The 17,214-nt window shown below is 74.1% G+C and carries 19 protein-coding genes; 14 read left to right on the top strand and 5 right to left on the bottom strand.

Going from position 1 to position 17,214, the window contains the following annotated elements:
- Together ACQPY4_RS25965 and ACQPY4_RS25960 are read left to right on the top strand one after the other, a co-directional pair.
- Positions 1-1,380, top strand: coding sequence for a DUF6882 domain-containing protein (locus tag ACQPY4_RS25965; protein WP_433324970.1), 1,380 nt, complete (start codon positions 1-3; stop codon positions 1,378-1,380).
- 68 nt (positions 1,381-1,448) lie between these two features.
- The gene (locus ACQPY4_RS25960) at positions 1,449-2,420 is read left to right on the top strand and encodes a TIGR03557 family F420-dependent LLM class oxidoreductase (RefSeq protein WP_433324968.1); all 972 of its coding nucleotides are present in this window, start codon (positions 1,449-1,451) and stop codon (positions 2,418-2,420) included.
- A 1-nt stretch (position 2,421) separates the two neighbouring features.
- Here ACQPY4_RS25960 and ACQPY4_RS25955 read toward each other — a convergent pair whose 3' ends face one another.
- The gene (locus ACQPY4_RS25955; protein ID WP_433324966.1) at positions 2,422-5,100 is read right to left on the bottom strand and encodes a LuxR C-terminal-related transcriptional regulator; all 2,679 of its coding nucleotides are present in this window, start codon (positions 5,098-5,100) and stop codon (positions 2,422-2,424) included.
- Positions 5,101-5,299: 199 nt separating this feature from the next.
- On the opposite strand from ACQPY4_RS25955, the gene ACQPY4_RS25950 reads away from it, so the two are divergent.
- Entirely contained in the window at positions 5,300-6,001 is a 702-nt protein-coding gene (locus ACQPY4_RS25950; protein ID WP_433324964.1) for an alpha-lytic protease prodomain-containing protein, read from the top strand.
- A 153-nt stretch (positions 6,002-6,154) separates the two neighbouring features.
- On the top strand, positions 6,155-7,063 hold the full coding sequence (locus ACQPY4_RS25945; RefSeq protein WP_433324962.1) for a glutaminase: 909 nt from the start codon (positions 6,155-6,157) through the stop codon (positions 7,061-7,063).
- A 67-nt stretch (positions 7,064-7,130) separates the two neighbouring features.
- Here ACQPY4_RS25945 and ACQPY4_RS25940 read toward each other — a convergent pair whose 3' ends face one another.
- The gene (locus ACQPY4_RS25940; RefSeq protein WP_433324960.1) at positions 7,131-8,057 is read right to left on the bottom strand and encodes a LysR family transcriptional regulator; all 927 of its coding nucleotides are present in this window, start codon (positions 8,055-8,057) and stop codon (positions 7,131-7,133) included.
- Positions 8,058-8,274: 217 nt separating this feature from the next.
- Here ACQPY4_RS25940 and ACQPY4_RS25935 point away from each other — a divergent pair, with 217 nt between their 5' ends.
- Positions 8,275-8,499 carry a hypothetical protein gene (locus tag ACQPY4_RS25935; RefSeq protein ID WP_433324958.1) on the top strand — a complete coding sequence of 75 codons (225 nt, stop codon included), beginning with the start codon at positions 8,275-8,277 and terminating at the stop codon, positions 8,497-8,499.
- 31 nt (positions 8,500-8,530) lie between these two features.
- On the opposite strand, the gene ACQPY4_RS25930 is transcribed toward ACQPY4_RS25935, so the two are convergent.
- A complete protein-coding gene (locus tag ACQPY4_RS25930; protein ID WP_433324956.1) occupies positions 8,531-9,229 on the bottom strand; it encodes a DUF6882 domain-containing protein in 699 nt (232 codons plus the stop codon).
- 136 nt (positions 9,230-9,365) lie between these two features.
- Here ACQPY4_RS25930 and ACQPY4_RS25925 point away from each other — a divergent pair, with 136 nt between their 5' ends.
- On the top strand, positions 9,366-9,968 hold the full coding sequence (locus ACQPY4_RS25925; protein WP_433324954.1) for a hypothetical protein: 603 nt from the start codon (positions 9,366-9,368) through the stop codon (positions 9,966-9,968).
- On the opposite strand, the gene ybaK is transcribed toward ACQPY4_RS25925, so the two are convergent.
- Both ybaK and ACQPY4_RS25915 read right to left on the bottom strand, forming a co-directional pair.
- Positions 9,852-10,343, bottom strand: coding sequence for a Cys-tRNA(Pro) deacylase (gene ybaK / locus ACQPY4_RS25920; protein WP_433324952.1), 492 nt, complete (start codon positions 10,341-10,343; stop codon positions 9,852-9,854). The two genes, ACQPY4_RS25925 and ybaK, sit on opposite strands and share 117 nt — an antisense overlap.
- 58 nt (positions 10,344-10,401) lie before the next feature.
- Positions 10,402-11,082: an LON peptidase substrate-binding domain-containing protein gene (locus ACQPY4_RS25915; RefSeq protein ID WP_433324950.1), complete on the bottom strand. Its 681-nt coding sequence runs from the start codon at positions 11,080-11,082 to the stop codon at positions 10,402-10,404.
- A gap of 179 nt (positions 11,083-11,261) precedes the next feature.
- On the opposite strand from ACQPY4_RS25915, the gene ACQPY4_RS25910 reads away from it, so the two are divergent.
- The 8 genes from ACQPY4_RS25910 (at position 11,262) to priA (ending at position 17,202) form a co-directional block, all read left to right on the top strand.
- Positions 11,262-11,543, top strand: coding sequence for a hypothetical protein (locus ACQPY4_RS25910; RefSeq protein WP_433324948.1), 282 nt, complete (start codon positions 11,262-11,264; stop codon positions 11,541-11,543).
- A gap of 60 nt (positions 11,544-11,603) precedes the next feature.
- Entirely contained in the window at positions 11,604-12,410 is an 807-nt protein-coding gene (locus ACQPY4_RS25905; protein WP_433324946.1) for a PhzF family phenazine biosynthesis protein, read from the top strand.
- A gap of 68 nt (positions 12,411-12,478) precedes the next feature.
- Positions 12,479-13,786 carry a histidinol dehydrogenase gene (hisD, locus tag ACQPY4_RS25900; RefSeq protein ID WP_433324944.1) on the top strand — a complete coding sequence of 436 codons (1,308 nt, stop codon included), beginning with the start codon at positions 12,479-12,481 and terminating at the stop codon, positions 13,784-13,786.
- Positions 13,783-14,871, top strand: coding sequence for a histidinol-phosphate transaminase (locus ACQPY4_RS25895; protein ID WP_433324942.1), 1,089 nt, complete (start codon positions 13,783-13,785; stop codon positions 14,869-14,871). Before hisD ends, ACQPY4_RS25895 begins: the two co-directional genes overlap by 4 nt.
- Positions 14,868-15,461, top strand: a complete 594-nt coding sequence (gene hisB / locus ACQPY4_RS25890; protein WP_433324940.1) for an imidazoleglycerol-phosphate dehydratase HisB — start codon at positions 14,868-14,870, stop codon at positions 15,459-15,461. The genes ACQPY4_RS25895 and hisB overlap by 4 nt, the downstream gene beginning before the upstream one ends.
- A 2-nt stretch (positions 15,462-15,463) precedes the next feature.
- Positions 15,464-16,099, top strand: coding sequence for an imidazole glycerol phosphate synthase subunit HisH (gene hisH / locus ACQPY4_RS25885; RefSeq protein ID WP_433324938.1), 636 nt, complete (start codon positions 15,464-15,466; stop codon positions 16,097-16,099).
- Between the two features lie 7 nt (positions 16,100-16,106).
- The gene (locus ACQPY4_RS25880) at positions 16,107-16,445 is read left to right on the top strand and encodes a hypothetical protein (RefSeq protein ID WP_433324936.1); all 339 of its coding nucleotides are present in this window, start codon (positions 16,107-16,109) and stop codon (positions 16,443-16,445) included.
- 37 nt (positions 16,446-16,482) lie between these two features.
- On the top strand, positions 16,483-17,202 hold the full coding sequence (gene priA / locus ACQPY4_RS25875; RefSeq protein ID WP_433324934.1) for a bifunctional 1-(5-phosphoribosyl)-5-((5-phosphoribosylamino)methylideneamino)imidazole-4-carboxamide isomerase/phosphoribosylanthranilate isomerase PriA: 720 nt from the start codon (positions 16,483-16,485) through the stop codon (positions 17,200-17,202).
- Positions 17,203-17,214 lie beyond the last annotated feature (12 nt).

Here is a 17,214-nt window from a genome sequence, read left to right as displayed (position 1 = left end):
ATGGACTCCTTCAGCGAAGCCCTCAACGCCGCCGCGACCCCCGGCCTGGCCTGGGCCGTCGAACAACAAGAGGTCTTCCACTCCACCCACGTCAGCGATCTCCGCACCGACCTGCTGGGCACCTACGCCGAGGACGCCAGCTTCCAATGGTCCTGGGCCAAACGCGGAAGCCCGCCCACCGACGTCTCCCTGCGCCTCCGGGAAATCGGCGAGCAGAAAGCCATTCCGGAATTCACCCAAGGAATGGTCGACCTCGCCCATTTCCGCGACCCCCGCCAGGCCGCCAAGCACCTGGCCATCATCGCGATGGCCCTGCTCGAAGCGCGAGGAGCCCTCCACTACTCCCACGGTGGCCGGGCCCTCACCTTCCTGGTCACCCATGACCAGCGAGTCCCGGTGGCCGCCCCGGACCCGTCCAGAATCGCGCCCGCCCTCCAGACCGCCGCCGCCATGTTCCCGGGCGCCGGCGCGGCCGACCTGGTCAACGCCTACGCACGGCACCACAACCTCAAAGCGGCCCAAGTCCCCGAGGGCCTTGAGCTGAACCTGCCCGACCACCAGGTCCTGGCCCACCTCGAGAACGACCGCCTCCACAAGGTGGAAGTCACCGGCCCCGACGGCCCCGTAACGCCCGCACCCCCGACGCCGCCACCGGTCACCGACGACCCGATCGCCTCCTTCCTGCCCGAGCCCCTGTTCGCCGAACTGGCCCCGCACTCCGCCACCGCGCTCGACCGCGGCTCCCACGCCCTCGGCGAGCACCTCGCCCGGCTGGGCTGGGACCAGCGCGTCCCACCCGAATGGACGGCGGGCGTCCTCCGCTACGGCGACCTCTTCACCGCCGAGGCACACGAGATCGGCACCTACCTGGCCGACTGCGGCACCTGGCGATGGGGAGACGACTGGGACGGCGTCGCCCGCCTGCGCGCGTCCGCCAACGCCGCGCACATCGCCGCCGACGGGTTCGCTCTGCCCGCCAGCGAGATCCAGATCTTCATCCCCGTCTTCCTGGCCCGCTCCGCCGTCCACCTGGGCAAGGCCCGCGGCCTGGCCCGCGTCCCCGCCTCCAACGGCGACCAGCGCTACTACGCCGTCACCGACCCCCGCGTCCCCGAACCCGCCGCCTCCCTCGACGTCATGGCCGACGTCCTGATCTCCGCCGCCCACTTCCTCCAGGAACTGACCCCCGAGCGCATCCGCCCGGCGACCATGCGCGCCATGGTCACCGCCTACTTCGAGGCCTACGGCCTCAAGCCCCTGAACACCGGCGATCCCCACACCCTCAGAGCCATGCGCGGCCTCCACGAGATCCGCGTCGACCTCAGCCGGGACGGCACCCTCAACCACGCCACCCACGGCCTCTTCCCCACCCTCGCCTGACCGCGCGGCTGGTGACCCTGTTTCGGGACCGTCTCCCAGGGGAGGGCGAGGCCTGAGGGGGGATGAGCGTGGAGATCGGATACAAGCTGGCGTCGGAGGCGTTCGGACCGCAGGAGCTGGTCCGGCAGGCGGTGCGGGCCGAGGAGGCCGGGTTCGACTTCGTCGAGATCAGCGATCACTACCATCCCTGGCTGGACGTCCAGGGGCACTCGCCGTTCGTGTGGTCGGTGCTCGGGGCGATCGCGGTCAGGACCGAGCGGATCGGGCTGGCGACGGGGGTGACGTGCCCGACGGTGCGGTACCACCCGGCGATCATCGCCCAGGCCGCGGCGACCGTGGCGGTGATGTCCGGCGGGCGGTTCACGCTCGGGGTGGGCTCGGGGGAGCGGCTCAACGAGCACGTGGTGGGGCCCGGGTTCCCCGAGAGCGTCGCCGAGCGCCATGAGCTGCTGCGCGAGGCGCTGGAGATCATCCGGCTGCTGTGGCGGGGCGGGTACCGGTCCTACGAGGGCAAGCATCTGCGGGTGTCGGACGCCCGGGTGTTCGATCTGCCCGAGCGGCCGCCGGTGATCGCGGTCGCGGCCAGCGGGGAGCGGTCGGCGAGAATCGCGGCCGAGCTCGGCGACGGGCTGTTCGCGACGGAGCCCAAGCCGGAGATCGTCCGGCACTACCGCGACGCCGGGGGCTCGGGGCCGCGCTACGCCGAGGTGCCCGTGGCCTGGGCGCCGGACGCCGGCACGGCCGCGCGGGCGGTGCTGGAGACCACGCGCTGGGCGCTGACGGGGTGGAAGGTGATGAGCGAGCTGCCCAACCCGGTCAACTTCGAGGCCGCCTCGGCGGCGATCCGGGAGGAGGACGTGCTCGAACGCTTCGCCTGCGGGCCCGACCCCGAGCGTCACCTGGAGGTCGCCCGCGAGTACGCCGAGGCCGGGTTCGACCGGCTCGTCCTGCAGAACGCCGGGCCCGACCCCGACGGATTCATCGACTTCTACCGGAGCGAGCTGGCCGGGGCGCTGCGCCGCGAGCCCGCCGGGGTGTGAGTCAGGGGTCGAGGGTCGAGACGAGCTGGGTGCGGGAGCGGATGCCCAGCTTGCGGTAGATCCGGCTGAGCATCGCCTCGACCGTCTTGACCGAGAGGAACAGGCGGCCCGCGGCCTCCTGGTTGGTGGCGCCCTGGGCGACCAGGGCGGCCAGGCGCCGTTCGGCCTCGGTGAGCGTGCCGGTGCCGCGGGGCTCGAGCCGGTCGAGCAGGTCGGCGGTGAGCGCGCGCCAGGGACGGGCCCCGGCCTGGTCGAACAGGGCGGCGGCGCGCGTCCAGGCGGCGCGGGCGGCGGCGGGACGGCGGTTGCTGCGTTCCAGCCGTCCGCGTGAGACGTGCGTGCGGCCCTCCTCCAGAGGGAGGCCGAGCGCCGCGAATGCGTCGGCCGATCGGGTGAGCAGGTCCCTGGCCTCGTCGATCTCGCCGTGGCGGGCCTGGACGGCGGCGCGGGCGCGCAGCAGGGACGGCCCGACCCCTGTGGACGTCACGCCCTGCGCGACGGCGGTGGCGTGCGTCCTGTCGAGGAGGTGCTCGGCCTCGTCCAGGCGGCCGGCGGCGGCCAGCGCCTCGACCAGCTCGGGATGCCAGCGCAGCGCGCGCAGGTCGACGACCTGCTGGCGGCCTTCGAGCTCGGCGACCTCCAGCAGCGTGGCGACGGCCTGGCCGGGACGTCCCGTGATCAGGCGGACCGTTCCCAGCGCCAGCAGGTTGCGCGAGCGGAAGACCAGGTCGTGCTCCTCCCGGGAGACCAGCGCGCCGCGGTGGGCGTACTCGGCGGCCTGCTGGAAGGTCCCGCCCGCGGTCTGGACGAGCGCGCCGGTGTACCAGACCGGGCCCGGCGACAGCCCCGCCGCCGAGCACACCGCCAGCGCGCGCTCGCTCCAGGCCAGCGCACGCGCGCAGTGGCCCGAGCGCACGTCGACCTCGGCCAGGCTGCGCAGGACCTCCTCCAGGTCCTCGGTGCCGCCCCGGCGCTCGGCCAGCGGCAGCAGGTCGAGCAGCAGGTCGCGCGCCTCGTCGAGGCGGTCGTCGAAGACGGCGTGCCGGGCCGCCAGGTAACGGGGGCCGTCGGCCACGCCGATCCGGTCCGGCGGGACGTCGAGGTCCAGCGCCTCGGCGAGCGTGGCCGCGGCCGCCGGATCGGAGCACACGCGCTCCATCCGGGCGCGCATCGTCAGCGCCCGGACCTCGATGGCCGGGTCGGCGGCCGCGCGGGCCAGCTCGACGGCCTGGGCCGCGATCTCGCGGGTGCGGTGCGGGCTGCCCTCGCACAGGTTGGCCCGCACCGCCTCGCGCAGCCGCACGGCCGCCAGCAGGGCGGGATCGCGGGCGGCCAGGTCGGCGGCGCGGGCGAGTTCCTCGTCGACGTCCTTGAGCGCCTGGCCGCTGGCGTCCACGACCGCCAGCAGCGCCGCAACTTGCTCGGCCGGGCCGCCGCGCGCGGCCCGCATCGCCTCGGCGACCTCCTTGGCCAGATCGGCCCGCGCGCTTCCGGCCGCGTCGGCCGCCGCCCCGACGAGCCGCCGGAGCCGTTCGGCGCGCAGGCCGTTGGGGGTGCGGGCGCCCGCCAGCAGCATCAGCTCCGACGACAGCGCCCGCTCGCCGCAGGACCGCGCCTCGGCCGCCGCCTCCTCGGCCCGCCGCGCCGTCGCCTCGTCGAACCCGGTGACCGCCAGGACGCGATGGCGGACGGCGTGCACCGGGTCCATGACCGCCTCGGCCATCGCCGCGTGGGTGCGCAGCCGGTCACCGGGGCGGGCCCGCGCGATGACGGCGCGGCGCAGGGCCTCGGCCGCGAACACCACGGGGTCGTCGAGCTCGATCACGCCCGCGCGGCGGGCCGCGTCCAGCCCGGTTCCGTCGTGGCCCGCGCGGCGCAGCGTCTCCAGGTCGGGACGGTGTGACAGCGCGGCCGCCAGCAGGGCGGGGGCCGCCGCGTCCGGGACGGTGCCGAGCCACGCCGCCGCCAGCCGTCCGACCTCGGGCGGGATCGGCGGCGGCTGGGCGGGACGCGAGCCCGGCGCGATCCCCTCGACCATGGCGTTCACCAGCGCGGCGTGACCCCCGCAGTGGCGGTGGACGCGGCCCGCCCAGCGCTCGGGGAGCCCGCGGTCGTGCAGGAGCCCGGCGACGTCGGCGACGTCGAGGGGCGGGACGGCCAGGCGGGCGCCCCGCAGCGGCGAGGACCCGGGCGCCGTCCCGCGCTCGGCCGCCAGGACGCGCAGCGACCGGGACGGCGTGTGCCGCAGGACGTCCGCGCTGGCCCCGTCCAGCCACTGGACGTCATCGATCACCAGGAGCGCCGGAACCGGGAGCAGGGCGTCGGCGAGGGCCAGCCGGACCGCGACCGGGTCCCAGCCCTCCGGGGGCGGGTCGCTGTGGCGGAGCAGCTCGGCGACGACGCGGCGGCGCGGGCCCCGGAGGGTCCGCAGGGCCGCCTCGGGAAGCGCGGCCAGCAGCTGGGAGATGACGCCGAACGGGACGTCACGGTCGCTCTCGGCCAGCGCCACCCGGACGGGAGGCCGTCCGGTGGAGGGTTCCGCCATCGCGGCCAGGAGCGTGGTGCGGCCGGACCCCCACGGCCCGGTCAGGACGAGGGCGCCCTCGTCGTCCAGGATCCGCCGGGCCCGCCCCAGCAGGGTCCCGCGTCCGGGCGGTGCCGGTCCGGCGCTGCTCGCCATGGCACCTCCTGGCCCGCTCGGGGTGCCGACCCTAAGGGTGAACGCCCTGGTCAGCAACCCTGGAACGGCAGAGACAAGGGTTTTCCCCCATCGCCCGCCGGTGGCCGCCAAGGACAAGGGTTTCCCCCGATTCCGGGCACCGCGTCCGTGGCCATGCTGCTCCCAAGCCCACCACCTGCGGACACAAGGAGGAAACGACGTGTCCCACGCACAGCGGAAGGCTCTCTGGGCCTCGGCGGCGGCGGCCACGGCGCTCGCGGCGGCCGGGATCTCCGGTCTGCCCGCCGAGGCCGCCCGCACGCCCGAACCGCCGCCGGAGATGCTCAGGGCGCTCCAGCGCGACCTCGGCCTGACCGCGCCGCAGGTCCGCCTGCGCCTGCGTCAGGAAGCACACGCCCGTGACCTGGGGGGCAAGGCCGGGGCGGCGACCCGGGCCGCCGCGGCGGGCCTGTGGTTCGACGCCCGCACGGGCGGCCTGGCCGTCGCCGTCACCACCGACCGGGACGCCGAGGCGGTGCGCGCCGCGGGGGCCGAACCCCGCCGCGTCGCCCGCGACGCCCGCGAGCTGAAGAGGATCACCGGCGCGCTGGAGGCGCTCCTCGTCCGCCACCGGGTCCGGGGTGTCAACTCCTGGGGGACCGACCCCCGCGCCAACGGCGTCGTCCTCCAGATCGACCGCTCCCGGGCCGACGCCTCCACCGAACGGCTGGTCGCCAGGGCCAAGGCCCTGTCCCCGGGGGGTGCGGGTCGAGTACATCGACGGCGCGCCCCGGCAGCAGGACGGTGCCGTCCCGGCCGGGGACCTCTGGAGGCCCGGCAGCGAGTCTCCCTGCTCGATCGGCTTCGCCGCGACCGCCACGGGCGGGCAGAGCCCGCCCTACACGATCTTCCAGCCGGCTGAGCGCCTACAGGGGCACGAGCGTCAAGATCGAGTTCGCGGGCGCCGAGGACGCCTACCTGGCCACTAGCTTCCTCATCGACGACGTCGCCGTTTCCTAGAGCACGCGTCGCGCCGTCCCTCCCCGGGACGGCGCGACGCCGGAGAATCAACCCCATGCACCTGACGCCCATTCTCGACCGCGTCCACGACGCCGTCACCGAGCAGCTCGGGACCGGCTCCGCCTCGGCGGCGATCCCCGCGCTCGCCGGGGTCGACACCTCCCACTTCGGGATGGCGGTGGCCACCGCCGACGGCGAGCTCGCCCGGATCGGGGACGCCGACCGGCCCTTCTCGATCCAGAGCGTCGCCAAGCTGTTCACCACCGCCCTCGTCCTGGCCCGCGACGGCGACGCCCTCTGGACCAGGGTCGGCCGCGAACCGTCCAGCCACCGCTACGACGCCCTCGGCCTGCTGGACGACACCCGCGGCATCCCGCGCAACCCGTTCGTCAACGCGGGCGCCCTGGTCCTGGTCGACCGGCTGCTGGACCTGTACCCGGACGGCAGCGACGCCGTCCTGGACTTCATCCGGACCGAGTCGGGCGACCCCGATATCGCGATCGACGCGCGGGTGGCCGCCTCGGAGCGCGCGGCGTCCCACCGCAACGCCGCCGCCGCGCACCTCATCGCGGCCCACGGGAACCTGCGCAACCCGATCGAGACCGTCCTGGACCACTACGTCGCCCAGAGCGCCATCGCCGCGAGCTGCGCGGACCTCGCCCGCGCCGCGATGTTCCTGGCCACGGGCACCCTGCGCGACGGAGGCCGCCTGCTGACGCCCAGCGCCACCAAACGGCTCAACGCCGTCCTGCTCACCTGCGGCACCTACGACGCCGCCGGGGACGTCGCCTACCGCGTCGGCCTGCCCGCCAAGAGCGGCATCGGCGGCGGAATGCTGGCGATCATCCCGGGCCGGGGCGTCGGCTGCGCCTGGTCACCGGGCCTGGACGCCTCCGGCAACCCCATCGCCGCCACCGCCGCCCTGGACGCCTTCACCACCGCAACCGGCTGGTCCATCTTCTGATCCGCTCACGACACCCATGGGAATTCACGCTCCGAGTGAATACCCGGGCGGTATTGCGCACGATGGCTCAGGCGGTTTCGATCGAGCGGGCGGATGCGGGCTTGTAGATCTCGGTGGCGGTGCGGACGAAATCGGCGATCATTCGGGAGCGGGTGCCCTCGGGCCATGCGATGGCCGTCGTGTAGGGGCTCGCGTCGGAGACCGGGCGGTAGACCAGGTCGTCGCGGGGGTTGCGGTCGGCGAGCCACTGCGGGATCAGCGCGACGGCCTGGCCGAGGCTCACGACCTCCAGCAGCTGGGTGGGGTCGCTCACGACGGGGCCCGGGACGCCCTCGGCCTCGTCGGCGGAGATCGAGGGGCCCGCGCGGCCGATGGAGTAGGCGCGCTCGGCACGTGTCGATCGCTCCCAGCGGGGCATCGGCTCGCCGTGCAGGTCGGAGCAGTGCAGCCGCTCGGCGAGCGCGAGCCGGTGCCCGGCGGGCAGCGCCGCCACCCGGGGCTGGGTCGTGAGAACCTCCAGGTCAAGCCGCCACCGGTCATACGGGGAGCCGAGGACCGCGACGTCGGCGCGGCCATCGCGGACCATCGCCGACTGCTCGCGGTATCCGCTGACAAGGATCTCGACCAGCGGCCTATCGGGGACCTCGGCGTAGGCCGCGACGATCCGCCGCAGCATCTCGGTGGCGATGCCGGGCTTGGCGGTGGCCACGAGGGTCGGCGTGGTGCGCGCGGCGCGGCGCGCCCGCTCACCGAGGGCCGACATGATCTCGATCGCGTCCCTGGCCTGGTCGACCAGCGACTCGCCCAGTTCGGTGAGGGCCACCTGCCGGGTGTCGCGGCGGAACAGCTCGGCGCCGAGACGGCGCTCCATCTGGCGGATCGCCCGGGACAGCGGCGGCTGGGCCATGCCCAGCCGCTCGGCCGCCCGGGAGAAGCTCAGCTCCTCGGCCACCGTGACGAAATAGCGCAGCTCACGGACTTCGAAGGCGTCCATGCCCCCAGATTGTAGGGACGATAAGCTGCGGAATTTCGTTCCTCAGGGCATGAACAGCAATTCCAACAGCGTCGTCAAGTCCATTTACTCGGGACCAATTCCCGGCTAGGGCTCCAGCAGCGCGCGGGTCGCCGGGACCACCTCGCGGGCCCACCGCAGAAGCTGGGTCTCGCTGGTCTCCTCGGGCCAGAAGACGAAGGAGTCGAACCCGGTCTCGGTGGCCAGCCCGGCCAGCGTGCGGGCCCAGCCCGCGGCGTCGGTGCGGATCGGCGTCTCGCCCTCCAGCCGGACGGTGGCGGGAGAGTCGGTGACATGCCCGACGAGCTGGGCGATCCGGGTGATCGACCCGGGGTCGCGTCCCGCCTCGCCCGCCGCCGGGCTCCCACATCGCGCGGATGATCGTCACGGCCTCCTCCAGCGCCGTCCCCGAGGAAATCAGTAGTCCTACTGGCGCCGTCTACGGGTGCTCGCCGCTAGACGTTGGCGGGGGTCAGCTCGGCGTGCCAGTCGATGAAGCGGCCCAGGCCGTCGTAGACGGCGCGGGCCCGGCCGCCGCCCGGCAGATGGACCTCGGTGCGCCCGCCGGTCTCGCGGTAGGGGACGCGGTGGTGGCTGAGCAGGCGGGCCAGGGTCAGCCGGTGGTCGTGGGGGAAGAGGCTGACCGCGTTGACCAGCAGGCGCGGGACCGGGATCGGGTCCCACACCGCCGGGGGCGCCTGCGGGTCGTCGACGTGCAGGTACGCCGAGCCGCCGTCGTAACCGGCGCCGATGTAGCCGCCGCCGCCCAGCGTGCCGCCCGCGGCCATCGCCATCAGCTCGCCGCCGTGCCCGGCCGGGCCCTCGTACCAGGACAGGTCGACCTCGGGGGTGGTGAACTCGGGGATGTCCAGGCGCTCGCCCAGGTCCCGGATGCCCAGGGTGGGCAGGACGGCCGGGTGGTCGTCGCCGAACTGGGGGTTGGCCCAGCCCCAGAGCCAGGTCCGCTCGCGGGCGGCGTAGCTGCCCAGCAGCGAGACCCGGACCGTGACGCCGCCGCTGGTGTAGGTGCGGGACGTCAGGTCGGCGCTCCAGTCCTCGCGCGGCAAGAACTCCGCCAGGGTCTCCTGCTGCTGCAGGACGACCGCGGCGAGGGCGGCGCCGAGGCGCTCGAACGCGGGACTGAATTCGGACATGTCGGGCACATTATCTCAGGCTCGGGGACGTTCTGGGGCGGGAATCGGGCACCGGGCGATTGTCGATCGGCCACCGGTGGCAGGCTAGGCTTTTCGGCAGTCGGGCGGCGACTCCGCCCAATAAGGAGAGTACGAATTGCGGCGACCGATCGGGAAGGCCCTGGCGACCTGGGCCGTCGCGACGGCGGTCGTGACGCTTCTCGGGCCCCTGGCGGGCCTGCTGTGGTCGGCCCTCGTCCCGGACGTCACCTACGTGGTGGTGCAGGGCGAGCCGCTGCTGGCCGACCCCGAGGGGCAGGGCCCGATCGGCATCGACGGCCGGTTCGCCGTGATCGCGCTCGTGGCCGGCCTGGTCTGCGGCGTCGTCGCCTACCTGTTCGGTGGCAGGGGACGCGACCTCCCGCTCCTGTTCGCCCTGGCCGTGGGCGGCTTCGCCGCGGCGTTCCTGGCCTGGAAGGTCGGGCACTGGGTGGGCCTTTCGGACTTCGAGCGGACGGTGCGCGCGGCGCGCGACGACCAGACCGTCACCGGCGTGGCCGACCTGCGGGCCAAGGGCGTGCTGAGCTTCTGGCCGCTTTTGGCCGTGCTGACCTACGGGCTGCTGGAGGCCATCGTGAAGCGGCTACCCGCGGACGATCGCCGCAAGCGACGCTCCGGTGAGGCGGACGAGGTCGCCGGGGGCGAGCTCGATCTGGAGTCCGCGCCGGCCGGCGGAGACGTAGACGGTCGCCAGCCCTGACACCGACGCGTCGATCACGGTCGGCAGCGCACGGCGCTGGCCCAGCGGGCTGATCCCGCCCACCACGTAGCCGGTCGCGCGCTCGGCGGCCTTCGCGTCGGCCATCTGGGCCTTCTTGCCCCCGGCCGCGGCCGCGAGCGCCTTCAGGTCCAGCGAGCCCGAGACCGGCACGACGCCGACGGTCAGGTTCCCGTCCACCTCGGCCAGCAGGGTCTTGAAGATCTGCTCGTGCGGGACGCCCAGGGCGTCGGCGGCCGCCCGCCCGTACGACTCGGCGCTCGCGTCCACCTCGTAGGTGTGCAGCGTGTACGCGATCCCCGCCTGGGCCGCCGCGACCGTCGCCGGGGTGCCCTTCCCGCCCTTCGTCCTGCCCATGACCCCAGTGTGCCGCCGATGATCACCGGCCGCATGTCGGTGTCGCGGTCCGCGCGGATCAGTTGGGGCGGAACGAGCCGTCCAGGAACTGCCCCGCCGGGACGGTCGGCAGCACGTCCAGCAGCCGGTTCTCGCGCAGCAGCAGGTCGCGCGTGAACCGCAGGCGGTGCGCGGCGTCCTCGGCCTCCAGCAGCCGCTGCTTCTCGTGGCCGTCCAGCACCACGGCGGCGGCGATCAGGTACGACAGCCGCACCGGGTCGTCGGGCAGCTCGATGGGCTCGATCGGCTCGGCCTCGGCCGCGTCGCCGTCCCCGGCGGCCGCCAGCCGGTGCCGGTACAGCTGGAACAGCGGTTTGACCTGGTGGGCGAGCGCCACGGCGTCGGTGCCGGCGTCCTCGGGCAGGAACTCCACCTCGCCGCACAGGTAGGGCCGGGCGCGGTCGAGCTCCTTGAGCCGGAAGCGCCGCCCGCCGATGGTGATGATGTCGAACCGGCCGTCCTCGTGCGGCGTGACGCCGTGCAGCTCGGCGACGCAGCCGACCTCGGCCAGGCGGTGCGCGGCGTCATGGCCGACCTCGTGGCCCAGCTCCAGGGCCACGATCCCGAACCGCCGGGGCTCGGGACGTTCGAGCAGGTCGCGGACCAGCAGGCGATAGCGTTCCTCGAACAGGTGCAAGGGCAGCACCAGGCCCGGGAACAGCACCGTTCCCAGCGGGAACAGTGGAAGCCGTTCGGTCACCGTGTCCCCCCACGTTCGCATTCGGGAGGCACTCGCCGGGGGAGCACCTTTTGCGGCCAGCGTACGTCCGGGCTTGTGATCTTCCCATCCGCGTTTTCTCGCAGTGTGAAGGCCGCCCCGTGACCTGGGTGTCCGCTCCCGCTACGGGTGAGTAGCCCCTCGTCACCCGAAAGGGGCATGTGACCCTGGTCACCCTGGGCCAGATCGCGCCGACCCGGCCCCTCGCCCCCTCCGACCTGGCTAGCTTCTTCCCATCCCGGGGGTTCGCCCCCGGACGGACACTGGAGGCCGCCATCATGTGGCTGAATCTGATCATCATGAGCGTGGCGAGCCTGGTCGTCGGCTTCGTCATCGGCTGGATCGTCGCCTGCCCGCGCCGGTGGGACGGGCACTTCACCGAGAAACCCGCCGCCGCCCCGGAGGAGCTGCCCTCCTTCACCCGCGTCACCGGCGAGGCGTGAGGCCAATCGCCGGAGATTGGCCGTGGTCCCGGCGAACCCGGGCCGGTTAGCGTCGGGGCCATGAGGATTCTCGTCGTCGACGCCTTCACCGACCGGCCGTTCGCCGGGAACCCCGCCGGGGTCTGCCTGCTGGACGAGGCCGCCGACCCGGCCTGGATGCAGCGGGTGGCCGCCGAGCTGCGCCATTCCGAGACCGCGTTCGTCCGCTCGATCTTCGACGAGGAGGCCGACTTCGAGCTGCGCTGGTTCACCCCGGCCGTCGAGGTGGCCCTGTGCGGGCACGGCACGCTGGCGACCGCCCACGCCCTCTACGAGACGGGCCGCGTTCCCGCCGGGCGGCCGATCCGGTTCCGGACGCTGAGGAGCGGCGGGCTGACCGTCCGGCAGGCGGGCGAGGGCCTGGAGATGGACTTCCCCGCCCAGCCCCTGACCGCCGTCGAGACCCCGGCCGGAGCCGAGGAGATCATCGGCGTGCCCGTCCGCTGGGCGGGACGGAACGGGAACGGCGACCTGCTGCTCCGGCTCGCGCACGCCAAGGACGTCCGCGACCTGGACGCCGACCCGGCCCTGATCGGCACCCTGGCGTCCCGGGGCGTCATCGTCACCGCCCGGGCGGACGAGGGCGCCGACCACGACTACGTGTCGCGCTTCTTCGCCGCCAACGTCGGGGTCGACGAGGACCCGGTCACCGGGTCCGCCCACTGCGCCCTGGCCCCCTACTGGTCCGCCGAGCTCGGCCGCGCCGGGCTGGTCGGGTACCAGGCGTCCGAGCGCGGCGGCCACGTCCGCACCACCGTGCTGGACGGCGGCCGCGTGCGGCTCGCGGGGACGGCCGTGACCGTGCTGGACGGCGAGCTGCGCGTCTGATCGCGATGTGACGTCTCGGACAGTGAGACACCGCGCGGGGGACAGGTCTCACTCCGTAGACTGGACGGGTGATTTCCCGTATTGACCTGCGCGGCTCGCTTCCCGGCGACCTGCGCTCCGTGCTGCCCCGCGCCGAGCTCGACGTCGAGGCCGCCCTTGCCAAGGTGCGGCCGATCTGCGACGACGTGCGCCATCGCGGCTCGCAGGCGGTGCGGGAGTACACCCGAGACTTCGACGGCGTCGAGCTGGAGAGCACGCGCGTCCCGGTGGCCGAGATCCACCGGGCGCTGGCCTCGCTCGACCCGGCCGTCAGGGACGCGCTGGAGGAGTGCGTCAGGCGTGCCCGGATCGTCCACCGCGACCAGCGCCGCGAGGACGTCGCCACGCAGGTCGTGCCCGGCGGCTCGGTCACCGAGCGCTGGGTGCCGGTCGGCAGGGTCGGGCTCTACGTGCCGGGCGGGCGCGCGGTGTACCCGTCCAGCGTCGTGATGAACGTCGTCCCGGCCCAGGAGGCGGGCGTCGGCTCCCTGGCCGTCACCTCGCCCCCGCAGAAGGAGTTCGGCGGCCTGCCGCACCCCACGATCCTGGCGGCGTGCGCGCTGCTCGGCGTCGAGGAGGTGCACGCCGCCGGGGGCGCGCAGGCGATCGCGATGTTCGCCTACGGCACCGACGAGTGCGCCCGCGCCGACCTGGTCACCGGGCCCGGCAACATCTGGGTCGCGGCGGCCAAGCGGCTGCTCAAGGGCGTCATCGGCATCGACTCCGAGGCCGGGCCCACCGAGATCGCCGTGCTGGCCGACGCCACCGCCGACCCGGTCCATGTCGCCGCCGACCTGATCAGCCAGGCCGAGCACGACACGCTGGCCGCGGCCGTGCTGGTCACCGACTCGGCCGAGCTGGCCGACGCCGTCCAGGCCGAGCTGGCCGTCCAGGTGGCCCGCACCAAGCACACCGAGCGCATCACCGAGGCCCTGGCCGGACGCCAGTCGGGCATCGTGCTGGTCGACGGCGTCGACGACGGCCTGCGGGTCGTCGACGCCTACGCCGCCGAACACCTGGAGATCCAGACCGCCGACGCCCGCGCGGTCGCGGCCCGCGTCCGCAACGCCGGGGCGATCTTCATCGGCGCGCACGCGCCGGTCTCGCTCGGCGACTACCTGGCCGGGTCCAACCACGTCCTGCCCACCGGCGGCTGCGCCTGCCACTCCTCGGGCCTGTCGGTGCAGACGTTCCTGCGCGGCATCCACGTCGTGGAGTACGACGAGGCCGCGCTGGCCGAGGCCACCGCCCGCGTGGTCACCCTCGCCGAGGCCGAGGACCTGCCCGCCCACGGCGCGGCGCTCAAGGCCCGCTTCGGCTGGGAGACCCCGTCATGACCGACCTCTCCGACCTGCCGATCCGCGACGACCTGCGCGGCCGCACGCCCTACGGCGCGCCGCAGCTCGACGTGCCGGTCGCGCTGAACACCAACGAGAACCCGCACGGGCCGTCCGACCGGCTGGTGAAGGCGCTGGGCGAGGCCGTCATGGACCTCGCAGGGACGCTGAACCGCTACCCCGACCGCGACGCGGTCGCCCTGCGCGACGACCTCGCCGCGTTCCTGAACGACGACACCCCGGGCGCCGGGCTGACGTCCCGGCAGGTCTGGGCGGCCAACGGCTCCAACGAGGTCATCCAGCAGATCCTCCAGGCCTTCGGCGGCCCCGGACGCCGCGCGCTGGGCTTCGAGCCGTCCTACTCGATGCACCCGATCATCACCCGGGTCACGGGGACCGAGTGGGTCGACGCCCACCGCGACGAGGACTTCGGCCTGGCGCCCGAGCGCGCCGTCGCGGCCGTCCGCGAGCACCGCCCCGACGTGGTCTTCCTGACCTCGCCCAACAACCCGACGGGCACCGCGCTGCCGCCGGCGGCGATCGAGGCCGTGCTGGACGCCGCGCCGGGCATGGTCGTGGTCGACGAGGCCTACGCCGAGTTCCGGCGCGCGGGCACGCCGTCGGCGCTGACCCTGCTGCCCGGCCGTCCGCGCCTGATCGTCACCCGCACCATGTCCAAGGCGTTCGCCATGGCGGGCACGCGGCTGGGCTACCTGGCCGCCGACCCGGCCGTGATCGACGCGCTGATGCTGGTCAGGCTGCCCTACCACCTCTCGTCGGTCACCCAGGCGGTGGCCCGCACGGCCGTCGCGCACGGCGAGGAGCTGCTGGCCGCCGTGGCCGGGCTGCGCCGCGAGCGCGACGACCTGGTCGGATGGCTGCGCGGCGAGGGGTTCGCCGTGGCCGACTCCGACGCCAACTTCGTCCTGTTCGGGCGGTTCCCCGACCGCAGGCGGGTCTGGGAGGCGCTGCTCTCGCGCGGCGTCCTGATCCGCGAGGTGGGGCCGCCCGAGTGGCTGCGGGTGAGCGTCGGCACGCCCGGCGAGATGGCCGCGTTCCGAGAAGCACTGAAGGAGAGCCTGTGAGCCGCAAGGGGAGGGTCGAGCGGGGGACCAAGGAGACGCAGGTCCTCGTCGAGATCGACCTGGACGGGACCGGCGTGGTCGACGTGGCGACCGGCGTCGGCTTCTACGACCACATGCTGGCCCAGCTCGGCAAGCACGGGTCGTTCGACCTGACCGTCAAGACCTCCGGCGACCTGTTCATCGACAGCCACCACACGATCGAGGACACCGCGATCGCGCTCGGCCAGGCGTTCGCCCAGGCCCTGGGCGACAAGGCCGGCATCCGCCGCTTCGCCGACGCCTCGATCCCGCTGGACGAGTCGCTCGCGCAGGTCACCGTCGACATCGCGGGCCGCCCCTACCTGGTGCACTCCGAGCCCGAGGGCATGGCGCCGATGATCGGCCCGGAGTACGACACCACGATGACCCGGCACATCTTCGAGTCGTTCGTGGCGAACGCGCGGATCTGCCTGCACGTCCACGTCCCGTACGGCCGCAACGCCCACCACATCGTCGAGGCCCAGTTCAAGGCCCTCGCGCGGGCCCTGCGCGACGCGGTCGCCCTCGACCCCAAGGTGCACGGCATCCCGTCCACCAAGGGGGCGCTGTAGCCATGCGGGTCGTCATCCTCGACTACGGCTCGGGGAACCTGCGCTCGGCCGAGCGCGCGGTGGCCCGGCACGGCGCCGACGTCACCGTGACCGCCGACTGGGACGCCGCGGTCGAGGCCGACGGCCTGGTCGTCCCGGGCGTGGGCGCGTTCTCCGCCTGCATGCGGGGGCTGCGCTCGGTGCGCGGCGAGCAGATCATCGGCCGCCGCCTGTCGGGCGGACGCCCGGTGCTCGGCATCTGCGTCGGCATGCAGATCCTCTTCGGCGAGGGCGTCGAGCACGGCGTCACCACCGAGGGCTGCGGCGAATGGCCCGGCACCGTCGAGCGCCTCCAGGCCCCCGTCGTGCCGCACATGGGCTGGAACACCGTCGCCGCCCCCGAAGACACCGTGCTCTTCCAGGGCATGGACGCCGGGACGCGCTTCTACTTCGTCCACTCCTACGGCGTCCGCCGCTGGGAGCTGGAACCCGACCCGACGGGCCTGATCACGCCGCCGACGGTCACCTGGGCCGAACACGGCGACCGCTTCGTGGCGGCCGTCGAGAACGGCCCGCTGTGCGCGACCCAGTTCCACCCGGAGAAGTCCGGCGACGCCGGTGCCCAGCTCCTGAAGAACTGGCTCGCCACCCTCTCGTGAGCGACTCGTGAGCAAGGAGCGGGCCAGGCGCCGGGCCGAGCGCGAACTGGCCGCCGCCACGCGGGCCGCCGAGCACGCCGAGCGCCAGGCCGCGCGGGCCCGGCGGCGGGAGCGGTGGCGGCGGCTGGGCAGGCTGCTTCCCCGGCCCGTGCGGGTCCGGCGGCAGCGCGGCGAGCTGGCCCGCCGCCGCCGGACGCAGAACCGCCTCACGCTGGGCGTGTTCGCCGCCGTCCAGATCGCCGGGTGGTTCCTGCTGGACGGCTGGCCCGCCCGGTTCGCGCTGCTGGCGCTGTCGCTGTTCCTGGTTCCGGTCTTCGTCACGCTGGCCTTCGACCGCCGCCGCTGAGCGCGGCCGGTCCCGACCCTCCGGATAAGGTTTTCCCATGACTCTGACGCTCCTTCCCGCAGTCGACGTCGCCGACGGCCAGGCCGTGCGCCTGGTCCAGGGCGAGGCCGGCACCGAGACCTCCTACGGCGCCCCGCTGGAGGCGGCGCTGGCGTGGCAGAGCGCGGGAGCGGAGTGGATCCATCTGGTCGACCTGGACGCCGCGTTCGGCCGCGGCTCCAACCGTGAACTGCTGGCCGAGGTCACCGGGCGCCTGGACGTCAAGGTCGAGCTGTCGGGCGGCATCCGCGACGACGCCTCGCTGGAGGCGGCGCTGGCCACCGGCTGCGCCCGGGTCAACATCGGCACCGCCGCGCTGGAGAACCCCGAGTGGTGCCGCAAGATCATCGCTTCGCACGGCGACCAGATCGCGGTCGGTCTCGACGTGCGGGGCACCACGCTGGCCGCCCGCGGCTGGACCCGCGAGGGCGGCGACCTGTGGGAGGTGCTGGCCCGCCTGGAGGAGGACGGCTGCCCCCGTTACGTCGTCACCGACGTGACCAAGGACGGCACCCTGCGCGGCCCCAACACCGAGCTGCTGCGCGAGGTCTGCACCCGCACCGACAAGCCCGTCATCGCCTCCGGCGGCGTCTCGTCCCTGGACGACCTGCGCGTCCTGGCCGGGCTCGTGGGCGACGGCGTCGAGGGCGCCATCGTCGGCAAGGCCCTGTACGCCCAGGCGTTCACCCTCGAAGAGGCCCTGGCGGCCGTCAAATGACCGTCGCGTTTC

Source organism: Spirillospora sp. CA-294931, from assembly GCF_050946795.1.
In the GTDB taxonomy this organism is placed as follows: Bacteria; Actinomycetota; Actinomycetes; order Streptosporangiales; family Streptosporangiaceae; genus Spirillospora.
Note: the sequence above shows the minus strand (reverse complement) of the source record. Positions and strands in the feature narration are given on the sequence as shown.